The organism is Kineococcus sp. AC630, assembly GCF_979255925.1.
Genome location: NZ_CEEDMJ010000016.1, coordinates 21,961 through 45,471, shown reverse-complemented (window position 1 = coordinate 45,471; position 23,511 = coordinate 21,961). Strand labels below are relative to the sequence as shown.

Below are 23,511 nucleotides of genomic sequence, written 5' to 3'. Positions count from 1 at the left end.
GGGGTGCTCAGCGCACCGGGATGCCGGCGCCCGCGAGGACACCGAGCTGGAACTGCTGGACGGTGCCGGGGTGGACGATGTCCAGGTCGTCGAGCGCCTGGGCAGCGGTGAACGCCGCCTCGCGGGCGTGGTGGTGGACCTGCAGCACGCGGTCCAGGACGTCAGCCGTGTTGAAGACCCGCCCCACGGGGGTGTCGGTGGTCTCGCGCTGCGGCAGCAGCACCCGCAGGCGCTCCGCGAGGCCCTGCGGCAGCTGCTGCAGGGAGCGCTGCTCCAGGGCCGCCAGCACGCGCAGGTAGTGCTCCCCCAGCAAGACCTCGCCCCCGAACCCGGCGTCGGGGAGGTCGCCGTTGGGCAGGTGGTGAGCCAGTGCGACGAGGAACGCCTCGCCGCGCCCCACGTCGAAGTGCGGGGCGACGAGCGCGGAGTACACCGCGGTGACGAAGCAGTGGTCGCCGTGGCTCTCGGGGGGTTCCACGACGACGCGCGGCAGCACCGGGTGGGTGGCCCCGGCTCGCGGCTGCCGGACCAGGGCGTCGACGAAGGCCGGTGCGGCGGGGAGGAGCTCCTCCGCGAACGGGTCCGGGTCCAGCGCGGCGCGCAGGTCGGCGAGGTCACCGAAACCGCCCTCGGCAGTCGCCGTGACGGCGTCGAAGGCGCGCTGCAGCACGAGCAGACGTTCACCCCGGTCCAGACCGGCCGTGGCCAGGACGTCGGCGTCGACCCCGGCGAGACGGGCCGCGACCAGGGCGTGGGCCACCTCCCGCAGGGCCAGGGCCAGGATGTGCTCCACCGACCAGTCCTGCAGGAGAACGCGCCAGGACCGGACGAACGCGCGGTCGGCGAGGGAACCCGGTCCCCGGGCGTCGCGCAGGCGCTTAACGTCCGCCACCTCCCGCAGGAGCTGCAGCGTGGAGGGTTCCACCACCGGACCTGCGGAGGAACCGGAGTTCGCGGGATCGGGCCCCGCGACGGAGACGGGTCGAGGAGAGGTCATCAGCGGGTTCGAGCTCCTGCGCTCGGCACGGTGAACGGCACGGCGTCACTGTGCCCCGCTCCCCGGGAGTCCGCACACCGGACTCCCCGTGACGATTCTCACGTCCTGTGACTCCGGAAGCGCGCTCGGTCAGATCGTGCGTATCGTCGTCGGGCGCAGCACCGAGACTGCTGCCAGGCTGATCCGACTCTTCCCCTCCACCGCGACTCACGCGACCACGAGGAGCACCTGTGCCCGAAACCTCCCTGACCCCCTCGACCTCGCGCGCCCGTCTCGCCTACAACGCGAACGGTTTGCGCTCGGTGAGCCTCGACGACGCCGTCCGGACGCTGGCCGACCGCGGGTACGACGGCATCGAACTCTCGCTCAACGCCCAGCACGTCGACCCGTGGACGTTCTCCGCCGCCGACGCGGCCCGCCTGCGCGAAACCCTCGCGACGACCGGCATGGTCGCGTGCAGCCTGGCCACCGGGGACCCGCACCTGCTGAGCGAGGTGGCCTTCGAACCCGCGCTCGTGGATCCCGACCCCGCGGAACGGGCCCGCCGGCTGGACCTGTTGCAGCGCAGCGTGCGCATCGGGGTTCTGGTCGGAGTTCCGCTCGTGGCGTTCTCCACCGGCAAGCGGCGTCCCGAGGTCGCTGCAGCCCAGGCCGACGCGTGGCTGGACGAGGCCCTGGCCGTCCTGCTCGACACTTTGCACGAAACCCTCGACGCAGCGGGACTCCCCCGCGGCAGCACGGTCCTGGGCATCGAGCCCGAACCGGGGTTCCACTGCCGGACGAACGCCGACGTCGCGGTCGTGCTGGAACGGACGGCGAGCCCGGACCTCTGGCTCAGCCAGGACCTCGGACACTGCGTCGTGGAGGAGGAGGACGCCTTGGGTTCACTCTCCCGCCACCTCCCGATCACCCGCCACCTGCAGGTGGAGGACATCGCCGACCGCGTGCACGCGCACCTCGTTCCCGGAGACGGGGACGTCGACTTCGACGCCGTGGGCCGGGTCCTGGCCGAGGGGTACGAGGGCTGGATCAGCGTGGAACTCTACGACCACGACCCGGTGCACCGCGACGCCGCTCAGCGCAGCGGGGAGTTCCTCCGCGAGCGCTTCCCGTCCCTGACGCGGCCGTCCCGGTCGATCGACCTGTCGTCCCTGGAGACGAGGAGCACCGCCGCGGCTCACTGAGTCGGACCGGCCGTCGCGGGTTGCTGCTGGGTGATGCAGTGGACGCCGCCGCCGCGTTCGAACAAGGGGCGGGCGTCGACGGTGACGACGGTGCGGCCCGGGTAGGCCTCGCCCAGGATCGAGCGGGCGCGGGCGTCGGCCTCGGGTTCGCCGAAACCGCAGGCCACCACCCCGCCGTTGACGACGAGGTGGTTGATGTAGCTCCAGTCGACGGGGCCCGTACCGTCGTGCAGCGTCGCGGGGGCGGGCACGTCGGTGAGGGTGACCGTGCGGCCCACGGCCTCGAAGGCCGCCTCCAGTTCCGCCCGGCACTGGCGCGACACGGCGGCGTCGGGGTGTGCCTCGTCCCGCTGGTGGTGGACCAGGACGTGGTCGGGCGCGGCGAAGGTCGCGACGATGTCGACGTGGCCCCGGGTGCCCAGTTCGTCGTAGTCGCGCGTGAGACCGCGGGAGAGCCAGACGGCCTGCGTCGCACCGATGGTGCGCGCCATCTCGGCCTCGACCCGCCTCCGGTCCGCGAACGGGTTGCGCCGGGGATCCAGCTGCACGGTCTCGGTCAGCAGCACCGTGCCGGTGCCGTCGACGTGCAGGCCGCCGCCCTCGGCGACCAGCAGGGAGTCGACGACCTCGGCGCCGACGTGCTCGGCGACGACCCGGGCGATGCCCGCGGACTTCTGCCACTCCGCCCAGTCGGGGGCACCCCACCCGTTGAAGATCCAGTCGACGGCGCCGAGAACTCCCGGACGGTCGCGGTCGAGCACGAAGGTCGGGCCCACGTCGCGCATCCAGAACTCGTCGAGAGGGGCTTCGACGATCTCCACGGCCGGGTCGAGCGTGCGCCGGGCCCGGGCGGTCTCGCTCGGGTCGACCACCATCGTCACGGGTTCGAACTGCGCCACCGCGTGGGCGACGTCGGTCCAGGCCCGGTACCCCTCCTCCCGGGTCTGCGCCCCGTCGCCGAGGGTGAAACCCTCGCGGGGGAACGCCATCCAGGTGCGCTCGTGCGGATCGGTCTCAGCGGGCATCTGCCACATGACAGTTCCTCTCGGTTCGGGGACGGCGGTGTTCGCGTGCCCGGCGGTCACCAGCCGGTCCTCAGGACGTGCCCCAGCGCGTCGGCGAACACGTCGACCGAAGCGCGCGAGACGCACAGGGGTGGTTTCACCTTCAGGACGTTGAGGTGGTCACCGGTGGGTTGCATGACGACCCCGAGTTCCAGCAGGCGGTCGCAGATCGCGGCCGTCTCCTCGGTGGCGGGTTCGAGGGTGGTGCGGTCCCGCACGAACTCGACGCCGAGGTACAGGCCGGAACCGTGCACGGTGCCGACGAGGTCGTGCTCGCGGCCGAGGTCCTCCAGCCGCCGCTTCAGGTGCGCGCCCACCACGCGGGCGTTGTCCTGCAGTCGTTCCGACCGGATCACCTCGAGCACGGCCGAGCCGACCACCGCCGAGACGGGCGACCCGCCGGTGGAGGAGAAGAAGTACCCCTGCGTGCGGTAGCGGTCGGCGATCTCCCGGCGGGTGATCACCGCCCCGAGGGGGTGGCCGGCACCGATGGACTTCGCCACCGCCACCACGTCGGGCACGACACGCTGCTGCTGGAACCCCCAGAACCACTCCCCCAGGCGTCCGAAACCCACCTGCACCTCGTCGGCGATGGCGAGACCACCGTGGCGGCGCACCGCGGCGTAGACCTGCTCCAGGTACCCCTCGGGCAGCGCGACCCCTCCCGCGTTGCCGAAGTACGGCTCGCAGATCAGCCCCGCCGGCGGACGTCCGCCGGCGGCGAGTCCGTCGATGACGGCCACGGCCTCCGGGGCGTAGCGCCAGGCGTCCGCGCCCCGGTGACGCCCGCGGTAGGAGTTCGCGGCGTCGACGGTGTGCACCCACGCGGGACGCGAGGAGAGAGCGTTCGGGTTGTCGGCGATCGACGTCGACACCGCGTCGCTGGCGTAGGTCCAGCCGTGGTACGCCTCACGCATCGCGACGACGTCGGGACGTCCGGTGGACGCCATCGCTAGCCGGACGGCCAGGTCGGTGGCCTCGGAACCGGAGTTCACGAAGAACACCGTGTCGAGCCCGTCGGGCAGCGTCGCGGACAACTGCTCGGCGTAGTCGGTGATGGCCCGGTAGTGGAACCGGGAGTTGGTGTTCAGCAACTGCATCTGCCGGGCCGCCGCGGCGACGACGCGGGGGTGCGCGTGCCCCACCGACGCGACGTTGTTCACCATGTCGAGGTGGACGCGGCCATCGACGTCGAGGAGGAACTCGCGCCAACCCCGTTCGATCTGCGGGGGCACCGCGTAGTAGTGCTCCTGCACCTCGGCGAGCACGCGGTGCCGGCGGCGCAGGACGTCGTCCCCGGTTCCCTCGCGCTCCCCCTCGGAGGGGACGCCGATCGCCCCCCCGGGATCACCGACGACCGCCCGCCACGCCCGCGCGAGCCGGGGTGTCACCCGCGCCGGTGGCGGGTCCTGTCCTGCGGCGCAACGCTGCACGAGGAGTCGGGTGCGGGCGGGGAGCACTCCTGACCCGTCGTTCCCGAGGTCACCGGTGACAACCACGGTCCCTCCCGTCGACGTCCAGCGGAGCGACTGCGCGCTCCGGCTGACCTCACCGGAACCCACCCCGAGGACCGTCGGTCGGGCCAGCCACAGGGTCACGCCGGTGGCCACGGTCTCGGCCGTCGCCGCCGGCGGTGGCAGGGAACCGGTGACGACCGGGCGCCAGGCGGGCACGGTGACGATCTCGGCGCCGGCGTCGAGGGCCGCCAGGGCGGCGGTCTCGAGGGTCGACGCGTCGAGCCAGGCCCCGGCGTCGTTCAGCGGCGACTCGGTCGAGGCGTCGAGTTCGACCCGGCGCGTGACGTGAGGCAGGAGGGTGTCCCCCACCCACGCCGGTTCCGGCGCCACCGGTCGTGCCAGCGCCGCGCGGGTCGCGGCGGTGAGGACGGCGAGCGGTACCGACGTGGCCCGTTCCAGGATGCGGAACTCGCGGTCGAGGGCGTCGGAGGCGTAGGAGTTCTGTTCGTCCAGGCGCACCTGGGCCCGGCCGCTGAGGACCAGCACCGCACCGCGCAGGACCACCAGCGGCCACAGGGCGGTGATCTCGTCGTCGTCCAGCGGACGGTCGCGGTCGAAGGCGCGGACGGCGGTCAGCGCGCTCTCGGGCGTGGCGCCGTCGTGGTGCAGGATCGAGGACACCGTCACCGCGATCTCGCCCACCCGCCACGACGCGCACACGTCGCCGAAGTCGATCACCGCGTCGGGGACGACCCCGCCCTCGGGCCGCAGGACGTTGTCGTCGGTGACGTCGAAGTGCCCGGCCTGCACCGGGAGTCCCGCGGCCACCGGGTCCAGCGCGTTCCGCGCCTGCGCGGCGGCCGCGCCCACGACCGCTCGTACCGCGGCGTCCGGTTCGAGCGGGAGGAGGGTGTCGACGACCCGGTCCGCGTGGCGCAGGTTCCACTGCAGCACCCGGGTCTGCGCCGGGTGGGTGAAGTCGGACAGGGCGGTGCTGATGGCGGCGGCGAGTCGCCCCATCGCCTCGACGACGGGTGGGGACAGGTACCCCGAGCCCATGAGGGTCCGCCCCGGGACGTTCTCGATGACCCGCGCGTGCAGCCGTCCGCCCGTCGTGTCCCACCACGCCGACATCACCCCGCGGGGACCGTCGACCAGACGCGGCACGCGCAGGCCGGGGTGGCGGTGCGCGACGACGGCGGCGGCCTCGTCCTGCATCTCGATCTCGGACTCGCTGAACACCGGGTTGCTGAGCTTGAGGACCCCCAGCGGCTCGCTGGACCCCCGGAGGAACAGCCGGAAGTTCTGGTCCTGCTGGCTCCCGAGGGATCGCAGGTCGACCTCGACGCCGAACACGTCGGCGACGTGGCGGCGCACCTCGTCGTCGGTGAGCGTCGGGGTGGGCAGGTCGACCTGGGCGAAGTAGTCGAAGACCTCGGACACGGCGTCTCCCTCGGGGACAGGACGGGACGGGTGGGCGTTCACAGCGGTGACTGCGGCGTCGTCGCGACGGCACCGGCGACCACGCCCGACCCGTCGCGCACCAGGACGACGACGAGAGGCCCGAACGGGGCGAGCCAGTCGCTGACGGGCGCGCGGTGGGCTCCGGCGTCGACCTGCGCCGTGCCCTGCAGGCGCCCTCGCTCCGACGTCGTGACGACCCGCACCCCGTCGACGAAGGCCGCGTGCTCGAAGCTCTCCCCGCCGACCACGGTCGCGCAGAAGCGCACGACTCCGTCGGCGTCGAGGCGCACCGCGTCCACGGCGACGGCGAGCTCCCCCGTCGCGGCGGGCCGGGCGACCGCGAACACGGCCTCGTCCGGCAGTTCCGGGGTGCGTGGCGGGCTCGTCCGGCGCTCGCGCAGGGCGGTGACCGCCGCGGCCAGCTGGACCAGCCGGGTGTCGCTGTAGGCGGGGCCGGCGATGGTGAGGCCGACGGGCATCCCCGTGTCGGCCATCGTGCCCATCGGCACGGTGACGGTCGGGATGCCGAGGTGACGGGGCACGAGGTTGCCGTTGGAGACCCACACGCCGTTGCTCCAGGCGAGGTCGGCCGACGCGGGGTTCACGTCGGCGTCGGCGGGCCCGACGTCGGCGGCCGCCGGGAAGACCACGGCGTCGAAACCCTCGGCGGTGAGCCAGTCCTCGAAGTCGACGCGCCGCGTGTGCTCCAGCCCACGCAACCCCTCCTCGAGGCTCTCGATCGCGCGCCAGTCGCACTGCCCCTGCCGGGCGCGGTCGACGTAGCCGGCGATGTCGTAGGCGAGGTCGAACGCGAACACCCCGTAGCGGTCCTCGAGCGCGCCGGGCGGCGCGGGGAAGATGCGCGCGGGATCGGCGTCGGCGAGCCGGTTCAGGGTCGGATCGTCGTTGCGGCGCAGGAAGTCGTCCATCGCCCAGACCGAGAGGTCGCCGATCTCGTCACGCAGGAACTGCCGGCTGACGAAACCCCGGTCGACGAAGTCGCGGTCCCCGTCGTGGAGCTTCTCGTAGTTATCCACGACCGGGAAGGGGGTTTCGACCACCTCCGCGCCGGCGGCCTCGAGGTCCGTGCGCAGGTCGGCCCACAACCGCATCACGCTGTCGCGGGTGCGGATCGGGTGCCTGGTGTCCGGGTCGGCGTTGACGTAGAGGCGCGGAACGGCCAGGCGCAGCCCGGCCAGCGGCAGGTCCTCGAGGTCGGCGAACGACGGCGGGCGCACCTGCGAGGGGCGGGGGAGGTCGATCCACGGCTGGGTGCGCCACAGGTCCCCGGAGGGGTCGGGGTCGTCGGCGACCACCACGTCCAGCACGTGCTGCAGGTCGCGCACCGACCGCGTGTGCGGGACGACCACGTCCATCGTGGGGACCAACGGCCAGTTGCCGCGCACCGAGACGACCCCGCGTGAGGGGGTGTAGGCGACGAGGGCGTTGTTTGAGGCCGGCGCCCGTCCGGACGACCAGGTCTCCTCCCCCAGACCGAAGGCGGCGAAGCTGGCCGCCGTCGCCGTGCCGGAGCCGTTGGAGGACCCGGAGCCGAAGGCGGAGGTCAGGTGGTCGGCGCTGTAGGGCGACTCGGCCCGTCCGTAGACGCCCCGCTGCATCCCGCCGGCCGCCATCGGCGGCATGTTCGTGAGGCCGAGGAACACCGCCCCCGCGGCCCGCAACCGTGCGACGGCGAAGGCGTCGTCGCGGGCCACCAGGCCGGCGAAGGCGGGAGAACCGCTGGCGACGGGCAGCCCCTTCACCTGGTAGGAGTCCTTGGCGGTGAAGGGGATCCCGTCGAGGAGTCCGAGTTCCCGACCGCGCGCGCGGCGCTCGTCGGCGGCCCGCGCCTCGTCGAAGACCGCGGGGTTGAGCACCGGGACGGAGTTCAACCGGGGGCCGGAACGGTCGTGGCGACCGATGCGGTTCAGGTAGCGGGCCACCAGTTCGACGCTGGTGACGGTGCCCGCGGCGAGGGCGTCCTGCAGCTGCTCGACGCTCGCCTCGACGACGGTGAAGGGCCTGGTGTCCACGGCGGGAAACATACACCGTTTGTTTTCCGACGGCCAGGGTTCCGAGCAGCCTGACGGCCGGTGACGCGTAGGCTCGGCGCGTTCCCAGGAGGTGCCCATCGCCAGACCGACGCGTCCACTGCTCAACCGTGAACTGATCACCCGGACGGCGCTCGCCCTCATCGACAGCCAGGGCCCCGAGGCCGCCAGCATCCGCGGGGTCGCCGCCCGTCTGGCCGTCAACCCCGCCTCGCTGTACAACCACGTGCCCAACCGCGCCGCCATGATCGAGGACGTGCGGGCCCTGGTCTCCGCACGTATCGACTCCGGACCGCTGCGGTCCCTGCCCTGGGAGGACGGCCTGCGCGCGTGGGCCCGCTCCTACCGCAGCGCCTTCGCGCGCCACCCCCGGGCGATCCCGCTGCTCATGACGGAGCGTGCCTCGGCACCCGTCCTGCTGGCCCAGTACGAGGACTTCGCGGTGGCCGCCGCAGCCGTCGGCTGGCCCGAGCGCGACGTGCTCCCCCTGCTGACGGCGTTCGAGTCCTTCGTCCTCGGCAGCGTCCTCGACATGTCCGGGCCGAGCGTCGTCTTCGACCCCACCGGCCAGGAGGCCGCCTTCCCCACGTTCACCGCGGCGTTCGCGACCCTGGCCGACGAGGACCCGCACGACCCGGTGGCGACGCGGGCCTTCGAGATGGGCCTGGAGATGCTCGTCGCCTCGTCCCGTCCCGGCGGCGCGACGGCCTGAGTCGGGATCAGAGGTTCCCCCGAGCACCTCACACCCGGTCCTCGACGGAACGGGCGTCCTCCCGCACCACGATGATCCCGGCCAACGACATCACCAGGAGCAGCGCGACGCAGAAGTCCGCGAACACCAGGTGCTTGATGAGGTCGGATGCCCCGTCGGTCAGCAGGGCCACCCAGAACTGCCCGGCCGCGGCCACGGCCAGGAACAGGCCGGCGCCACCGGCCGCGCGGGCGCGGGGGTTGTCGCGCACCATCCACGCCGTCGACGCGCACACCCCGACGGCCAGGACCAGCACCAGCACCAGCACGTTGGGAGTTCCGGCGAAGGCGGCCTGCCAGGCGGTCTGCACCAGGCAGACCCGGCACTCCTGCTGCTCCGGCCCCTTCCCCGCCTCGGCGGGGTAGGAGTACAGGTAGTCGCTGCGCAGCACGCCCATGGCCTGCACCCCGCGACCCAGCATGGGCAGCAGCCGCGACGGTCGGCTCAGGTACACCGCCAGCCGGTCCGACAGGCCGGCGTGTTCGTCGAAGTCGGCGAAGGCCGGCGAGTTCGCCGCACTCCCGGGAGCTCCGATCGCGACGCCGGAGGAATCGATCCACGAGGCGGGCAGGTCGAGGGCCCGGAGATCGGCTGCGGGGTCCGGGCTGTGCGGGAGCATCTCGACGAAGACGGCCGCGTAGTCGTTCTGGGTGGCCAGGCGCTCCGGCTGGGACCGCAGGAAGAGTCCGGTCCCGGCGACCAGGACGGCGGCCACCGCCAGAGCCGGGAGGCGCACGAGGAACCCCCGGCGGACGAGGCGCCACAGTTCGGCCCGGGTTCGGCGGACCCGCAGCCGGCGACCGCGGGGGGAACGCACGACGGGCGGTGCACGACGTCCGACCGGCCTCAGCAACAGCAGGGGCACGACGGCGACGAGCAGGGCGGCGTTCTGCGTCTTGGCCGCGATGGTGAACATCGCCACCGCCGCGACGAGGAGGAGGTGGCGCACTCCGACGACGTCGGCGCGCAGGTGGACCAGGACCGCGACGAGCAGGGCGAGCAGACCGGCGAAGGCAGCCGGTTCGGAGTAGGCCGAGGCGTAGTACCCGGCGAAGGCGCCGTCGGCGACCACCACCAGCAGTGCACCCGTCACCACGACCCGCGCGATCGGACCGGTGACCAGGAGCACGGCCGCCGCCGCGACGAGGCAGCCGAGCAGCACGCTGAAGACCACGGCGAGGTAGCGCAGGTCCAACCCGTCGACCCCGCCGAGCAGGTGGGTCAACCGGGTGGCCAGCCAGGCGAACCACAACTGGGTCGAGTGGTACGTCTCCCCGTCGGCCCCGCAGTCCTCCCCGTACCAGGTGTGGTCGAGCCACAGCGGGTAGAAGAACTCCCGCGTCGACGTGTTGTAGGGGTTTCCCTGACGCAGACCCAGCTGGCACAGCAGCCGGTTGCCGTCCCCCTGGTCGCTCATCCCGACGATGCCGCCGGCGAGCATCCGCAGGAGCAGGAACACCGTCGACGACACCGCCAGCACGGCGAAGGCCGGGAGGTTCCGGCGGAGGCACCGGTTCAGCAGACGCCGGACGCGTCCCCCGACGGCCGTGACGTCCAGCCCTGCGACCACCTGTCCACGGACCGGTCCGGTGGTCATCGCGGCGTCAACCCCCCGCGCACCGTGCCGGTGCGGGAACCGTCGAGAGTGGTGAGCCAGCACTCGGCGATCCCGTTGCGGTGCAGCACGGTGGGGCGCCACCCGGACGTTCCGGCCACGCCGCCCGCGGAAGCCGGTGCGCCACCGGTCCCGCTCGCCCCGTGGCCTCGGACGTAGGTCGAACCGTTGGACGCGCAGGCCTGCCGCTCGGTGGCCGGGTCGGTGACCGGGACGTCGCCCGCGCGTTCGGCGGTGTGCGGCTGGTCGCAGGTGAGCAGTTCCTCCCCGTCGGCGCACAACCGGATCCGGGCCGAGTCCTGGCGGCCGAGGGCCCCCGCCAGTGAGGTGTCCAGCGTCGGCACGACGCCCGGGGCAGCGCTGACGACGAGGTCGCAGGCGACGGTCCGCTCGCCGTCGGCCCACTGCGCCCGCGTGGGGTACTTGGCGAAGACGCTCAACCCCCACTGGCTGTCGAGGGCGTCGGCGCCGAGGTAGTCGCGCACCGTCAACGGGCAGACGTCGGCGCCGTGGGCGGTGAGGATCTCGGGAGCGGGACGCTCCGGGCCCAGGGCGGCGACGTCGGCGTCGAGGGTGCCTCGGGCGTAGGTCTCCAGCGTGTGCGGTGTGGCGCAGTCCACCGCAGGCGAGGTGTCGCTCAGGGCCACCATCTCCTCGGCGGTGGTCTTGAGCTTGCACGCCCCGACCACCACCGGCGCTTGCCCGGCCGTCGCGGGACTCGTGGGCGCACTGCAGGAAACAGCGCACACCCCGAGGGACAGCAGGAGCGCCGCCGCCGAGGCGGGGCGACGCCGGGTTCGAGGGTGCGACGAGCGGCTCCGGGAGGTGTGACGACCCACGCTGACTCCTGACCTGGAAGACGACCGCCTCCCATCGGTCAGTCAACTAACACCATGAGCCCAAACAACTAGTTGCTTAGCGGACACCGGTGCACGATGGACACCTCAGGGCAGGTGCCCGGCCTCACGGGCGGCGACGGCCGCCGCGGCACTGCTGCGGACCGCGTACTTGCGCCGCGCGCTGGCCAGGTGCTGGGCGACGGTGTTGGTCGACAACCCCAGCCGCACAGCGATCTCGGCGCCGTTCAACCCCTGCTCGACCAGGCCCAGCACCTCGCCCTCCCGCGCGGTGAGGACGGTGGCGGTCGAGGCCGGACGGGCGGCGCGAGCCTGCTCCTCGAGACGCGTCAGCTCGGCTTCGGAGATCAGCACGACCCGGCCGCCGGCGGCGGACTCCAGCACCATGCGGTGCTCGCCGGCGGCGATGGCCTCGAGCAGGTGCGGCCACAGTCCGGCCGCCAGGTCCCGGGCGGCGTCGGCAGTGCTCTCAGCCCGCATCAGGGGTGCCTCCTCCAGGGTTCTCGCGATCGGGGCCGGGCCGTGGGTCGTCGGCGTCACTCGCCGTTCCCCCGATCACTCTCCCGCGTCGTCCAGGACTCCCTGCACACTAGTCACCCTCCGCGCTCGCGCACGTCCGCCCTGCCGGGGGTCCACCCGGATCCCTCCGCGCCGCAACGGTTCGCGTGATCACCGCTTCCTCGACGGACCGCGGCGCCCGTCGTTCCCGCGACCGCCGACGGTGTGACCGTCTTGCAACTAACCATCTCGCCAGGAATGGTTAAGCAATCTGGTACGCCGACCGATCCTTCTCTAGAAGCTGCAGCAGACGGCCTGAGGAGGATCACCATGCGCTGGAAGCGATGGGTGGAGGACGCACGGGGCACCACCGGCCTCGCCGAGGACGGAGCGTCCACGGGTCGCCTCGTCTCGGTCTCGGCTCCGCTCCCGCAGCTGGTGGTGCGAGGCGCGCAGGCCGACCAGGTGGGCCGCGGCGGGGACGCAGGGGCCGAGCAGCTCGAGCTGTTCCCGCCGGCCGTTCCCATCGTCACGACCGCGGCCGAGCACGACGTGGAACCGGCACCGCCCAGGACCTTCGCCGACGCCGCCCACGACGTCCTGGCCGAGCTCAACGACCGCCTGCCCATGGCGACCTGGGGGGTGAGCCGGGTCGTGGACCCGGTCTACACCGTCCTGGCCGTCGCCTCGGGCATCGTCACCGTCGGCGACGCCTTCCGCTGGGAAGACACCCTGTGTCGCACCATGGTCGCCAGCGGCAGTCCTCGCCTGATCGTCGACGTGGCGGACCAGCCGGGGTACGCCGAGAGGGGCCTCGCCGAGGTCCTCGGCATCCGCTCCTACACCGGCGCCGCCCTGCGGGACCGCGACGGTCGACTGCTGGGCACCCTGTGCGGGTTCTCGCAGGAGGTCATGGACCTCAGCGGTCTGGGTGTCCGGTCGTGGCTGAGCACGCTGCAGGCCCGGGCGAACGAGCTGGCCGAGGTCCTGGAGGCGGAGCTGGAGCTCCTGGAGGACCAGCGCGGCGCCGAGCGGCGCGTGACCCGGGAGCGTGGCGACGAACTGACCGGGCTGCCCGACCGCCGCGGCTGGGGCTTCCTGATGCAGCGCGAGGAGGAACGGGCCCGGGCCTACGCGGAACCGTCGGGCGTGCTGCTGCTGGACCTGGGTGCCACCCGCAGCGTCCGTCCCCTGCGCCGCGCCGCCGCCGCCGCCGCCGGCGCGCTGGCCGGACGGGGCAGCGTGGTGCGCCTGGACGGGCGGCAGCTGGGGGTGCTCTGCACCGCCGACGACCACCAGCGGCTGCGTGCGGTGGCCGACGCCGTGCAGACGGCGGTGCTGGCCTCGGGATGCATGCTCACCTCCGGGTGGGCCGTGCGGGAGGCCGGCGCCGGTCTGCCCGGGGCGTGGCAGCAGGCCGAGCGACGGCTCATGCTGGTGCGCCGAGCGCAGACGACCGCGTGAACCCGCCGCAGCGGGGCGAGCCGGGCAACGTCGAGCCGATCCTGCCGTCCGGCGAGGTGTTCCTGCACGAGGCGGAGCAGGCCTTCCAGGACCTCGACCCGCGCACGGCGGGGTCCGAGCGGGCCGCCAGCCTCGACGTGGGGCTGGTGCGTCCCGTCCTCGCCGCCTGCTCCGTGGCCGTGCTGATCGCCCTCTTCGTCCTGGCCCGGCACGTCCAGCACGCCGAGGCGGTGGTGTCAGCGGTCCTCGCCCGGACCGTCGGGCTGACCGACGCCCACGCCGTCGGCAGCGTCGTCCTGTTCAGCGTGCAGGGCTACTGGACCGGATACCGGGTCACGCTGGGGTGCACCGTGGCCTTCCTCATCGTCCCGTTCTTCGCCGCCACCGCCGTCCTGACGGGCATCCGACGGGTACCCGTCGCCCGGGCCCTGACGGCCCTGACCGCCGCGGTGGTCACCGTGGTCACCTTCAACCAGGTGCGGCTGACCACGATCGCCCTGGGCATGGCGACCTGGGGGCCGGCCGCCGGCTACTCCTACACCCACGTCTTCGTCGGCACCGTCATCAGCACCTTCGGCGTCATCCTGGCCGGGGTCGCGTACCTGACGGTCGTGCTGCGCGGCACCTTCACCCGCGCGGGTGCCCACCATGAATGATCCCCGCTGGTACCTGGCGATGCTCAACACCGGCGCGTTCCTGCTGTGCGTCAGCTTCCTGGTCTACGTCCTGTGCATCCTGCGCCCCTTCCTGCGCCGGCGCGACACCCTGCCCGGGGACCCCGACGGTTTCGACCTGCACTTCGTGGTGCCCTGCCTGAACGAGGAAGCCGTCATCGCCGGCACCGTGCGCCACCTGGCGTGCACCTTCCCCTCCGCCCGGCTGTGGTGCGTCGACGACGCCTCCACCGACACCACCCCCGACCTGCTCGCCGACCTGGCCCGGGAGTTCCCGTCCGTGCGCGTCCTGACGCGCCGTCGCCCCGAGGCCCAGAAGGGCAAGGGGGCGGCGCTCAACCACGCCTGGCGGGCCATCGACGCCGCCCTGCCCGCCGGGGTCGACCGCACCCAGGTGCTGGTGGGCATCCTCGACGCCGACGCCCGACTGGACCGGTCGTGCCCGGACCTCATCGCCGGTCCGGCGATGTTCGGTGACCCCGAGGTCGCCGCGGTCCAGGTGCAGGTCCGCGTCACCTGCGACGTCGACGCCCTGGTGAGCACCGACCTCGACGACCTGGGCAGCGTCTTCGACGCGGCGGTCCTGGACGCTCCGCCGCGGCGGGACCCGCTGCTCATCCAGCTGCAGGACCTGGAGTTCACCGGCCCGATCGCCGCGATGCAGGTCCTGCGCCGACGCACCGGCAGCGTCGGCATGGGCGGCAACGGGCAGTTCACCCGGATGTCCGCGCTGGACCGCGTCGCTCTCGAGCACGGCACCCCCTGGCACGGGGCGCTGCTGGAGGACTTCGAGCTGGGCCTGCACGTCCTGCTGACCGGAGGGCGCACCGAGTACTGCGACGACACCTTCGTCTCCCAGGTGGGGCTGACCCACCTGCGTCCGCTGATCCGTCAGCGCAGCCGGTGGGCGCAGGGCGGCATGCAGTGCATGCAGTACCTGTGGCGCGTCCTGAGCTCCCCCGACGTCCCGCTGCCGGCCGCCCTGGAGATCGCCTACTACCTGTGCGTGCCGTGGTCGCAGATCGCGGGCAGCATCATCTTCCCGCTCGCCCTGGGGCTGGACGTGTACTACGCCGCCACCACCGGCGGCGGGCCGACGGCGTGGTGGGTCGCCGGAGCGTGGGGGGTGGTCCCGCTGGCCGTCCTGTTCGGCGCGCTGCCGCACGCGCTGTGGGGCCCGCTCTACCGGATGCGCACCCGCAGCGGGATCAGTCACGGCCGTGCGGTGCGTCTGGGGCTGGCGAACATCGGTTACGGCTACCTGCTGCAGCTGGCCGTGTGGTGGGCCCTGGTGCGGGTCCTGCGGGGGCGCAACGACTGGAAGAAGACCGACCACGCCGCCGACACGGCCGGCACCCACACCGAGACCCACTCCCGGGCCCCCCTGGTGCAGCCGGCCGTGATCAGCCCGCGCACCGGCCACACCACCCACGACCCGCACGCCGAGCTGCGCGGAGGCGCACGATGACCACGACCCCCACCACCACGAGCACCACGGTCACACCCCGGCGCCGGAACCGCTGGGCGGGACGACTGCTGGCCACGGCCGGCGCCGCCTCGGCCCTCCTGCTGGGCGCCACCGGCCCGGCTGCCGCGGCGGGTGAGTGGATCTCCGTCGCGTCCGCCACGGCCGTGACGGTCAACCTGGTCGGTGGGTCGGTCACCTCCGGCACGGCCAAGGCGAGCAACGACGGGACCCAGAGCGAAGCCCCGCAGAGCGTCACCCCGGCACTGGCCGTCAGCGGCTCCGCCCCCAACGTCAGCGCCGGCGTCCTGACCCAGCAGGCCCGCGCCTTCGTCAACGGCAGTTCCGCGGCGTGCGCCGGCGTGGTCGGCACCGGCGGGAGCATCTCCATCAACTCCGCCGGGGTGTGCACGGTCAACGCCGGATCGGGCGGGGTGGTGATCGAGGTCCCCGGCGTCCTGCGCATCAAGGCCTCGGCCATCACCGCGCAGTGCACCGCTGACGCGACCGGGAAGGTCACGGCGAGTGCCTCGTTGGCCAACGCCGCCGTCTACACCTTCGCCCCGATCACCGGTACGGAGCTGAAGCTGCTCGACCTGCTCTCCACCCCGTCACCGAACTCCGGGCTGAACGTGCTGGCACTGGCGAAGCTCGGACTGAACGTGCAGACCAGCCCCGACGGGGCAGGCAGCATCTCGGCCAACGCCCTGGAGGTCACCGTCTTGGGCAGTGTCGTGGGGATCAAGGTCGCGAACGTGACCTGCGGTCCCACCAAGGCCACCCCGGCGATCCCCGCGCAGGGTCTACCGGGGGCCGCCGGGGTGCTCGGCGCGGCCGGGTGGGCGCTGTTCCGCTACCGGGACGTGCTGCTCACCTCCCCGCACCGCGGACGCGTGAGGGCGTGACCGCGGTGACCAGGGAGAACCAGTCCCTGACCCGACGATCCAGGACCCCCCGGACGACACCAGGACGGACGACGCCATGACCACGCAGGCACCCCGCATCGCGGTGGTCCTGGGCACCCGCCCGGAGATCATCAAGCTCGCCCCCGTCCTGCACGCGCTGGGACCGGCGGCGGAGACGGTGTTCACCGCTCAGCACTACGACCCCGAACTCAGCTCCGTCTTCTTCGCCGCGTGCGGCCTGCCCCGGCCCGCGGTGACCCTGGACGGCGTCGGCGGGAAACCCCGCGCCGAACAGATCAGCGTCATGCTGCACGCCCTCGGCGACCACTTCCGGCGGTACCGCCCGGACGCCGTCGTCGTGCAGGGCGACACCAACAGCGCCAACGCCGGCGCCCAGGCCGCTCACTACCTGGACGTCCCGGTGGTGCACGTGGAAGCCGGTCTGCGCAGCCACGACCGCGCGATGCCGGAGGAGATCAACCGGCTGGTCATCGGCGCGGTTGCGGACGTGCACTGCTGCCCGACGCCGCGCAACGTCGACAACCTGCTGGGTGCCGGTGCGGCACCGGACACGGTGCACCTCACCGGGAACCCGGTGGTGGAAGCCACCTGGCGGGCCCTCCCGACGCCGGGCGAGCGGGCCGCGCTGCTGGCGACCTGGGGCGTGCGGGCCGGGCAGTTCGTGCTGGCGACGGTGCACCGGCCCGAGAACACCGACACCCCGGAGCAGTTGTCCGCACTGCTGGACGGACTGGGCGCCCTCGGGCAGCCGGTCCTGCTGCCGCTGCACCCGCGCACCCGCGCCCGTCTGGACACCTTCGGCCTCTCCGTCCCTGCGGGCGTGCGGTGCCTGCCGCCCACCGACCACGCGACCTTCCTGGCGCTGGCCGCCGAGGCGGCCGTGGTCGTGTCGGACTCCGGGGGCGTGCAGGAGGAGGTCACCGTCCTGGGGAAACCCCTCGTCGTGGTCCGCCGCAGCACCGAACGGCCCGAGAGCGTCGAAGCCGGTTTCGCGGTGCTCACCGACGTCACGGGGATCGCGGACGCCCTCCGGCGTCAGACCCGGTCCGGCTGGCCCGAGCACCTGGCCCAACTGCCCTCACCCTACGGCGACGGCCAGGCGGGCCGGCGGATCGCCGGCCTGGCCCTGACCGCGGCGGACCACGCACGCCGTACCAGCGCGGGCACGACCGTGCAGTCTCCTCGGTGAGGACACACCGGCCTCAGCGCAGGACCGGAGTGGAGGCCGCCAGCGCACCTGTCAGGAAGTTCCTGGGGACCCGACGCGTGGTCCGCTGCACCGTCGTGGAGCGCTCGCGATCGGAACTGCCGGTGACAGGCGGGAGAGAGACGACCGTGGCATTCTAGATACGGTCTGTGCGGATGCTTCCAACCCGGGGAGGACGACAGTGGAGGACGAGTTCTCCGACGGCTCGGCGCGCTACGCCCGCGCGCGCCAGTTGGTGCAGGGCCTGCAGGACCTGTGGGGCGACGAGATGCCCCCGACGCCCGACCCCGCTCTGTCGATCCTGCACGACGCGGTGGCCCTGGACGACGAAGCCGGCCGCGGGCGCGGGCTGGTCGTGCAGGGTGATGGCCTGAGCTACGAGGTCCTGGCCGAGGTGCTGCGCCGCTTACCGGGAGCGGACGGCGGGGCGCCGCTCCCGCTGGCGCTGCTGGGGGAGATCCGCGCGGCTCTGGGTGTCGGAACGGGCGGACGACCCGGGGTGGGATCCCAGGAGCACCCCGACCCCGAGCGGGGTCCACCACGACCCCTCGTACCGCTGCTGACTCCCGGGGTGGGGACGTGGGAGTTGGACCTGCGCAGTGCGCGGGTGGTCTGGGACACGAAGTGCGCGGCACTGCTCCACGTCGAGGATTCGGGTGCGCCCCTGGCGCAGCAACTGAACGAGGTCATCCACCCCGACGACCGGCACCTGGTCGAGCGGTCCCTGTCCACCACCTTCGACACCGGCGACGACTACGACGTGCGGTTCCGCACCCGCCGGCCCGGCGGCGGGTGGACCTGGCAACGCGGGAGCGGACGGCTCCTGCAGCTACCCGACGGGGACGCCCGCATCCTCGGTCTGCTCTCCAACGCAGGCTGATCCTCTCCCTGGCCGCAGCGTCTGGAGGGAACCGGGTCGGTCCTGTCCGGGGGCGGGGCCGACGCTGCACCGGTGAACGTCACGAGTGGCGGTTCAGTCGCGCGACTGGGGTGAGCCCGGTCCGACGTCCTCCTCGCGCGCGTGCAGGTCCGCGGCTCCGTAGACGCCGCCGAGGAGCCCCTTCGCCGCGTCGTGCGTGTCGTGGCCGACGACCTGCGGGTGGTGCAGGTCGAACGCCGGACGCTCCGACCGGATCCGGGGCAGCGACGTGAAGTTGTGCCGCGGCGGCGGGCAGGACGTCGCCCACTCCATCGACATCCCGAAACCCCACGGATCGTCGACGGTGACCCGCTCGCCGTGGCGCGCGGTGCGGTAGACGTTCCACAGGAACGGGAGCATCGAGGCACCCAGCAGGAAGGAACCCAGCGACGAGATCTGGTGCATGCTCTGGAACCCCTCCCCCGGGAGGTAGTCCGCGTAGCGACGGGGCATCCCGGCCGCACCCAGCCAGTGCTGGATGAGGAACGTCGTGTGGAACCCGACGAACAGCATCCAGAAGTGCAGCTTGCCCCAGCCCTCGTGCAGCATCTTCCCGGTCAGCTTCGGCCACCAGAAGTAGAAGCCCGCGAACATCGCGAAGACGACGGTCCCGAAGACGACGTAGTGGAAGTGGGCCACGACGAAGTAGGAGTCGTGCAACTGGAAGTCCAGCGGCGGCGCGGACAGGATGATCCCGGTCAGCCCGCCGAACAGGAAGGTCACGAGGAACCCGACCGCCCACAGCATCGGGGTGTCCAGGGTGAGCGTGCCGCGCCACATCGTGCCGATCCAGTTGAAGAACTTCACCCCCGTCGGGACCGCGATGAGCATCGTCATGAACGAGAAGAACGGCAGCAGGACCTTGCCCGTGGCGAACATGTGGTGGGCCCAGACCGTCACCGAGAGGCCGGCGATGGAGATCGTCGCGAAGACGAGACCCTTGTAGCCGAACACGGGCTTGCGGCTGAACACCGGGAAGATCTCGGTCACGATGCCGAAGAACGGCAACGCGATGATGTAGACCTCCGGGTGCCCGAAGAACCAGAACAGGTGCTGCCACAGCAGCGGCCCGCCGTTCGCGGCCTCGAAGACGTGGGCCCCGAGGATGCGGTCCGCGGCCAGCGCGAGCAGCGCGGCCGCGAGCACCGGGAACGCCATGAGGACCAGCACGCTGGTGATGAGGACGTTCCAGGTGAAGATCGGCATCCGGAACATCGTCATGCCGGGAGCGCGCATGCAGAGGATCGTGGTGATGAAGTTGACCGCACCGAGGATCGTCCCGAACCCCGAGAGGGCCAGACCCATCACCCAGAAGTTGCCCCCGAGTCCCGCGCTGTGGACCTGGTCGGACAACGGAGCGTAAGCCGTCCAGCCGAAGGTGGCGGGGCCGCCCGGCACGAGGTAACCCGCCCCGGCGATGGCGCCACCGAACAGGTACAGCCAGTAGGACAGCATGTTCAACCGCGGGAAGGCGACGTCGGGGGCCCCGATCTGCAACGGCATGATCGCGTTGGCGAAGGCCGCGAACAACGGCGTCGCGAACAGCAGCAACATGATCGTCCCGTGCATGGTGAAGGACGCGTTGTACTCGTTCTTCGTCGCGTACACCTGCATACCGGGCTCCCACAGTTCCGCCCGGATCAGCAGGGCGAGAACTCCGCCCAGCAGGAACCACACGAACGCGGTCACGAAGTAGAGGTTGCCGATCACCTTGTGGTCGGTGCTGGACAACCACCGGGCCAGCACCGACCCGCGCCGCGGCGGCACGGGAACCTCGCGGGGCTGACGGGTGGTGGGTTCGGTCGGCGTAGTCGTCACGGCTCGTCCTGGGCTGTGGGCAGGGGGTCCGCGTGGCTGCAGACGATCACTCCGGCGGGTGGTCCACCAGGAGCACGGAACCAGCATGGTCGTCCCGGCCCCCGGAGGCAAGTGCCCCCTCTCGAGTCCGGTGCGGTTGCCGGTCCCACCGGACCTGGGCACCATGGGGCGAGGACCACGTCCAGGGTCGAACCGACCTCGGTGTGGTCCGCCACCGCTGCCGAACCAGGCGCAGCGCACGAGGCGGGGAAGTCCCCGCCCGAGCCCCCGGGGAACAGCCGTGATGCAAGCTCAGATCGTGGAACGTCTGCGTGACGCCGCCGAGGAGATCCGCGTCCACCCGGGATCGGCGGACGCCCTGACCGTCCGGCTCGACGACGGGACCAGCCTGACGGGAGTTCCCGTCGCCGTCGAGGACCGGGAGGTCTACCTGCAGGTGGCGCTGGAACCCGAACCCACGGCGGTCCCGCTCGAGGCCGTGTGCGCCCTGGAGGTGGGGCTGCCGTGAGCGCGGACCACTCGCGAGTGCCTGTGCTGCAGGCCATCACGGAATTCCACCGCCGCGGGGACGTGGTGTTCGGACCCCCCGGGCACAAGCAGGGTCGCGGCGTGGACCCGCGCGTGCTCGAGGTGATGGGCCGGGGGACGTTCGCGTGCGACATCCTGACCCTCAACGGGCTCGACGACCGCCGGGAGTCCCAGGGTGTCGTCAGCCAGGCCGAGGAACTCATGGCCGACGCCGTCGGAGCGGACACCACGTTCTTCTCGACCTGCGGGAGTTCCCTGTCGGTCAAGGCGGCGATGATGTCCGTGGCCGGTCCCGGGGAGAAGCTGCTCGTCTCCCGCAACGCGCACAAGTCCGTCATCGCGGGGGTGATCCTCTCGGGCATCGACCCCGTGTGGGTGCACCCGCACTTCGACGACGACCTCCACCTCGCGCACCCCCCGGAGCCGGCCGACGTGCGTCGTGCGCTGGAACTCCAGCCCGAGGCGAAGGGTGTGCTCCTCATCACCCCCACCGACTGGGGCACCTGCGCGGACATCGCGGGCGTCGCCGAGGTGTGCCACGAGTTCGACGTCCCGCTGATCGTCGACGAGGCGTGGGGCGCGCACCTGCCCTTCCACGGCGATCTTCCCGCGTGGGGCGTGGACGCGGGAGCGGACCTGGTCGTCACCAGCGTGCACAAGATGGGATCGGCCATCGAGCAGAGTTCGGTCTTCCACCTCAAGGGTGACCGGGTCGACCCCGTGGTCCTCAGGCAACGCGAGGACCTGCTCGGCACCACGAGCTCGTCCCCCCTCGTGTACGCCAGCCTCGACGGCTGGCGTCGGCAGATGGTCGAGCAGGGTGAGGAACTCCTGGGGTCGGCGCTGCGGCGGGCCCACCGCGTGCGCGCCGAGGTGGACGGCCTCCCCGGCCTGCGGGTCATGGGCCGGGAGGTGGTGCACCCCCGGGGAGCCTTCGACCTGGACCCGCTGGCCGTGACCGTCGACGTCCGGCCGCTCGGGATCACCGGGTTCCAGGCCGGTGACTGGTTGCGGGCGGCCTGCCACGTCGACGTCGGCTCGGCGGACACCTGCCGCATCGGTGCCCGCCTCACCCACGCCGACGACGCCGCCACGGAGGAGGTCCTCCTGCGCTCGCTGCGCCGCATGGTCGCGGAAGCCGACGGGATCGGCGGCGGACCCTCCGTCCGGTTGCCCTCGCGGGCGGGTCTGGCGGTGGAGAGCGTCATGACGCCGCGCGAGGCGTTCTTCGCTCCCGCCGAGGAGGTACCCCGCGACCGCGCGGTGGGCCGCGTGTCGGCCGAGGTCGTCAGTCCCTACCCACCGGGCGTTCCGGTCCTGGTCCCCGGGGAGGTCATCACCCGGGAGGCGGTCGAGTACCTCGCCAGCGGGGTGGCCGCAGGGATGCTGGTCCCCGACGCGGCCGACCCGTCGATGGAGGTGCTGCGCGTCGTCCGGGGCTGAGGGCCGGCCGGCGTCCGGTCACCCCCGGGGTCCCCGGCTGCGCGGGCGCGGGGACGACGCTCGGTACGCGACGAGGAGCTCGCGCAGTCCGGTGGAGAGCGGGTCACGCACCAGCAGGACGGCCAGGTCGCGGAGCTTGACGTTGCGGTCCTGGCTCAACCGGGACATCACCTCGAACGCCTCCTCCAGACCGCACGACAACCACGCCGCGACCATCCCCTTCGCCTGCTCGATGGACGCGCGACTGGTCATGGCCGTCCGCAGGTTCTGCACCTCCTGCTGCAACGCCTCCACCTGTGCCCGCGCCCCGAGGACGGTCGCCGCGGCGGCGGTCACCGTGAGACCGAGATCGAGGTCGTCGGCGGAGTCGAAGGCGCCCCGCTGTGCGCTGTAGTAGGTGAGCACGCCGATCACCTCGCCGTTGAGGGTCCCGTTGGGAACGGCGTTCACGGTGATCGGTACCGACAGCCCGGCGCGCACCGGCGAGGCCCCGGACAGCACGCTGAGACGCGGCCACCGGTGGTCCTGACCGACGTCCTGGACGAGCACCGGAACGCCGTGGGCGAAGGCGTCGACGCCGGGGCCCTCCCCCGCACGGCTTTGCAGACCGTCGGCGAGCTGCGCGGTGCGGGAGTCCGCCGCCCCGTCGCGCGGGGCGCAAGGGTCTCCCAGCGCGATGCTGCACCAGTCGGCGGTCGGCAGCGCCCGTCCGGCCACCGTCACCAGCCGTGACAGCAGGTCCGGACCGCAGAGCTCCTCCGGTGGGAGTTGCGCGAGCTGGGCCAGCTGCAGGAGGACCGCCGTCTGCTCGAGGTCCACCTCCAGCGCGTCGAGGCCGGACGGTTCCTCGGCTCGTTCCCGGCTCGGGGGTGCGGTGCGGACGATGGACGCGGTACGTGCAGGCATCGGGTGCGGGGTGGTGGCGCCGGTCGTGGTGGACATCGCGAGATGACTCCAGGGTCGGTCGGAGTGCATTCCCGCTGTTGGACGCAGAGCAGATGATGGCACGTCCGCCGCGCGTCCGGCAGGTGGGTTCCGCGTCGATGATCACCGTATCCCCGGGCTGATCGTCCGGGGGCACTCCCGAGCGGCCGGGTCGCCGCGTCGCGCAGGACGGAGGCCGGCCAGT

19 protein-coding genes are annotated in these 23,511 nt (G+C 72.6%); 10 read left to right on the top strand and 9 right to left on the bottom strand.

The window, feature by feature from the left end; translation table 11 throughout:
- Positions 1 to 7: 7 nt before the first annotated feature.
- The gene (locus AC0I8G_RS17235; protein WP_471731027.1) at positions 8 to 997 is read right to left on the bottom strand and encodes an HD domain-containing protein; all 990 of its coding nucleotides are present in this window, start codon (positions 995 to 997) and stop codon (positions 8 to 10) included.
- 230 nt (positions 998 to 1,227) lie between these two features.
- Here AC0I8G_RS17235 and AC0I8G_RS17230 point away from each other — a divergent pair, with 230 nt between their 5' ends.
- Complete coding sequence (locus AC0I8G_RS17230) at positions 1,228 to 2,181, top strand: sugar phosphate isomerase/epimerase family protein (protein ID WP_471731026.1); 954 nt, start codon at positions 1,228 to 1,230, stop codon at positions 2,179 to 2,181.
- On the opposite strand, the gene AC0I8G_RS17225 is transcribed toward AC0I8G_RS17230, so the two are convergent.
- From AC0I8G_RS17225 to AC0I8G_RS17215, 3 genes are read right to left on the bottom strand one after another with little or no spacing between them, the layout of a single operon-like run.
- On the bottom strand, positions 2,175 to 3,206 hold the full coding sequence (locus AC0I8G_RS17225) for an agmatine deiminase family protein (RefSeq protein WP_471731104.1): 1,032 nt from the start codon (positions 3,204 to 3,206) through the stop codon (positions 2,175 to 2,177). The two genes, AC0I8G_RS17230 and AC0I8G_RS17225, sit on opposite strands and share 7 nt — an antisense overlap.
- Before the next feature lie 56 nt (positions 3,207 to 3,262).
- Positions 3,263 to 6,145 carry an aminotransferase gene (locus tag AC0I8G_RS17220; RefSeq protein ID WP_471731025.1) on the bottom strand — a complete coding sequence of 961 codons (2,883 nt, stop codon included), beginning with the start codon at positions 6,143 to 6,145 and terminating at the stop codon, positions 3,263 to 3,265.
- A 38-nt stretch (positions 6,146 to 6,183) separates the two neighbouring features.
- A complete protein-coding gene (locus AC0I8G_RS17215) occupies positions 6,184 to 8,211 on the bottom strand; it encodes an amidase (protein ID WP_471731024.1) in 2,028 nt (675 codons plus the stop codon).
- Positions 8,212 to 8,290: 79 nt separating this feature from the next.
- On the opposite strand from AC0I8G_RS17215, the gene AC0I8G_RS17210 reads away from it, so the two are divergent.
- A complete protein-coding gene (locus tag AC0I8G_RS17210) occupies positions 8,291 to 8,929 on the top strand; it encodes a TetR/AcrR family transcriptional regulator (RefSeq protein WP_471731023.1) in 639 nt (212 codons plus the stop codon).
- 28 nt (positions 8,930 to 8,957) lie between these two features.
- Here AC0I8G_RS17210 and wsfD read toward each other — a convergent pair whose 3' ends face one another.
- The 3 genes from wsfD to AC0I8G_RS17195 form a co-directional block, all read right to left on the bottom strand.
- Positions 8,958 to 10,565, bottom strand: a complete 1,608-nt coding sequence (gene wsfD, locus AC0I8G_RS17205) for a glycan biosynthesis hexose transferase WsfD (RefSeq protein WP_471731022.1) — start codon at positions 10,563 to 10,565, stop codon at positions 8,958 to 8,960.
- Positions 10,562 to 11,275 (bottom strand): septum formation family protein, encoded by a 714-nt coding sequence (locus AC0I8G_RS17200; RefSeq protein WP_471731021.1) that lies wholly within the window; start codon positions 11,273 to 11,275, stop codon positions 10,562 to 10,564. Before AC0I8G_RS17200 ends, wsfD begins: the two co-directional genes overlap by 4 nt.
- Positions 11,276 to 11,527: 252 nt before the next feature.
- On the bottom strand, positions 11,528 to 11,920 hold the full coding sequence (locus AC0I8G_RS17195; RefSeq protein WP_471731020.1) for a LuxR C-terminal-related transcriptional regulator: 393 nt from the start codon (positions 11,918 to 11,920) through the stop codon (positions 11,528 to 11,530).
- 348 nt (positions 11,921 to 12,268) lie between these two features.
- On the opposite strand from AC0I8G_RS17195, the gene AC0I8G_RS17190 reads away from it, so the two are divergent.
- The 6 genes from AC0I8G_RS17190 (at position 12,269) to AC0I8G_RS17165 (ending at position 18,554) form a co-directional block, all read left to right on the top strand.
- Positions 12,269 to 13,402 (top strand): GAF domain-containing protein, encoded by a 1,134-nt coding sequence (locus AC0I8G_RS17190; protein WP_471731019.1) that lies wholly within the window; start codon positions 12,269 to 12,271, stop codon positions 13,400 to 13,402.
- Positions 13,399 to 14,058, top strand: a complete 660-nt coding sequence (locus AC0I8G_RS17185) for a hypothetical protein (protein ID WP_471731018.1) — start codon at positions 13,399 to 13,401, stop codon at positions 14,056 to 14,058. The genes AC0I8G_RS17190 and AC0I8G_RS17185 overlap by 4 nt, the downstream gene beginning before the upstream one ends.
- Positions 14,051 to 15,544 (top strand): glycosyltransferase family 2 protein, encoded by a 1,494-nt coding sequence (locus AC0I8G_RS17180; protein ID WP_471731017.1) that lies wholly within the window; start codon positions 14,051 to 14,053, stop codon positions 15,542 to 15,544. The genes AC0I8G_RS17185 and AC0I8G_RS17180 overlap by 8 nt, the downstream gene beginning before the upstream one ends.
- Complete coding sequence (locus tag AC0I8G_RS17175) at positions 15,541 to 16,446, top strand: hypothetical protein (RefSeq protein WP_471731016.1); 906 nt, start codon at positions 15,541 to 15,543, stop codon at positions 16,444 to 16,446. Before AC0I8G_RS17180 ends, AC0I8G_RS17175 begins: the two co-directional genes overlap by 4 nt.
- A 76-nt stretch (positions 16,447 to 16,522) precedes the next feature.
- Complete coding sequence (wecB, locus tag AC0I8G_RS17170) at positions 16,523 to 17,656, top strand: non-hydrolyzing UDP-N-acetylglucosamine 2-epimerase (protein ID WP_471731015.1); 1,134 nt, start codon at positions 16,523 to 16,525, stop codon at positions 17,654 to 17,656.
- Between the two features lie 199 nt (positions 17,657 to 17,855).
- Positions 17,856 to 18,554 (top strand): PAS domain-containing protein, encoded by a 699-nt coding sequence (locus tag AC0I8G_RS17165; protein ID WP_471731014.1) that lies wholly within the window; start codon positions 17,856 to 17,858, stop codon positions 18,552 to 18,554.
- A gap of 93 nt (positions 18,555 to 18,647) precedes the next feature.
- Here the strand turns inward: AC0I8G_RS17165 and ctaD are convergent, their stop codons facing one another.
- Entirely contained in the window at positions 18,648 to 20,360 is a 1,713-nt protein-coding gene (ctaD, locus tag AC0I8G_RS17160; RefSeq protein ID WP_471731103.1) for an aa3-type cytochrome oxidase subunit I, read from the bottom strand.
- A gap of 349 nt (positions 20,361 to 20,709) precedes the next feature.
- Between ctaD and AC0I8G_RS17155 the strand changes: the two genes are divergently transcribed.
- Positions 20,710 to 20,919 (top strand): hypothetical protein, encoded by a 210-nt coding sequence (locus tag AC0I8G_RS17155; RefSeq protein WP_471731013.1) that lies wholly within the window; start codon positions 20,710 to 20,712, stop codon positions 20,917 to 20,919.
- Positions 20,916 to 22,382 (top strand): aminotransferase class I/II-fold pyridoxal phosphate-dependent enzyme, encoded by a 1,467-nt coding sequence (locus AC0I8G_RS17150; protein WP_471731012.1) that lies wholly within the window; start codon positions 20,916 to 20,918, stop codon positions 22,380 to 22,382. Before AC0I8G_RS17155 ends, AC0I8G_RS17150 begins: the two co-directional genes overlap by 4 nt.
- Positions 22,383 to 22,400: 18 nt before the next feature.
- Here AC0I8G_RS17150 and AC0I8G_RS17145 read toward each other — a convergent pair whose 3' ends face one another.
- Complete coding sequence (locus tag AC0I8G_RS17145; RefSeq protein WP_471731011.1) at positions 22,401 to 23,324, bottom strand: GAF and ANTAR domain-containing protein; 924 nt, start codon at positions 23,322 to 23,324, stop codon at positions 22,401 to 22,403.
- Between the last annotated feature and the right edge of the window lie 187 nt (positions 23,325 to 23,511).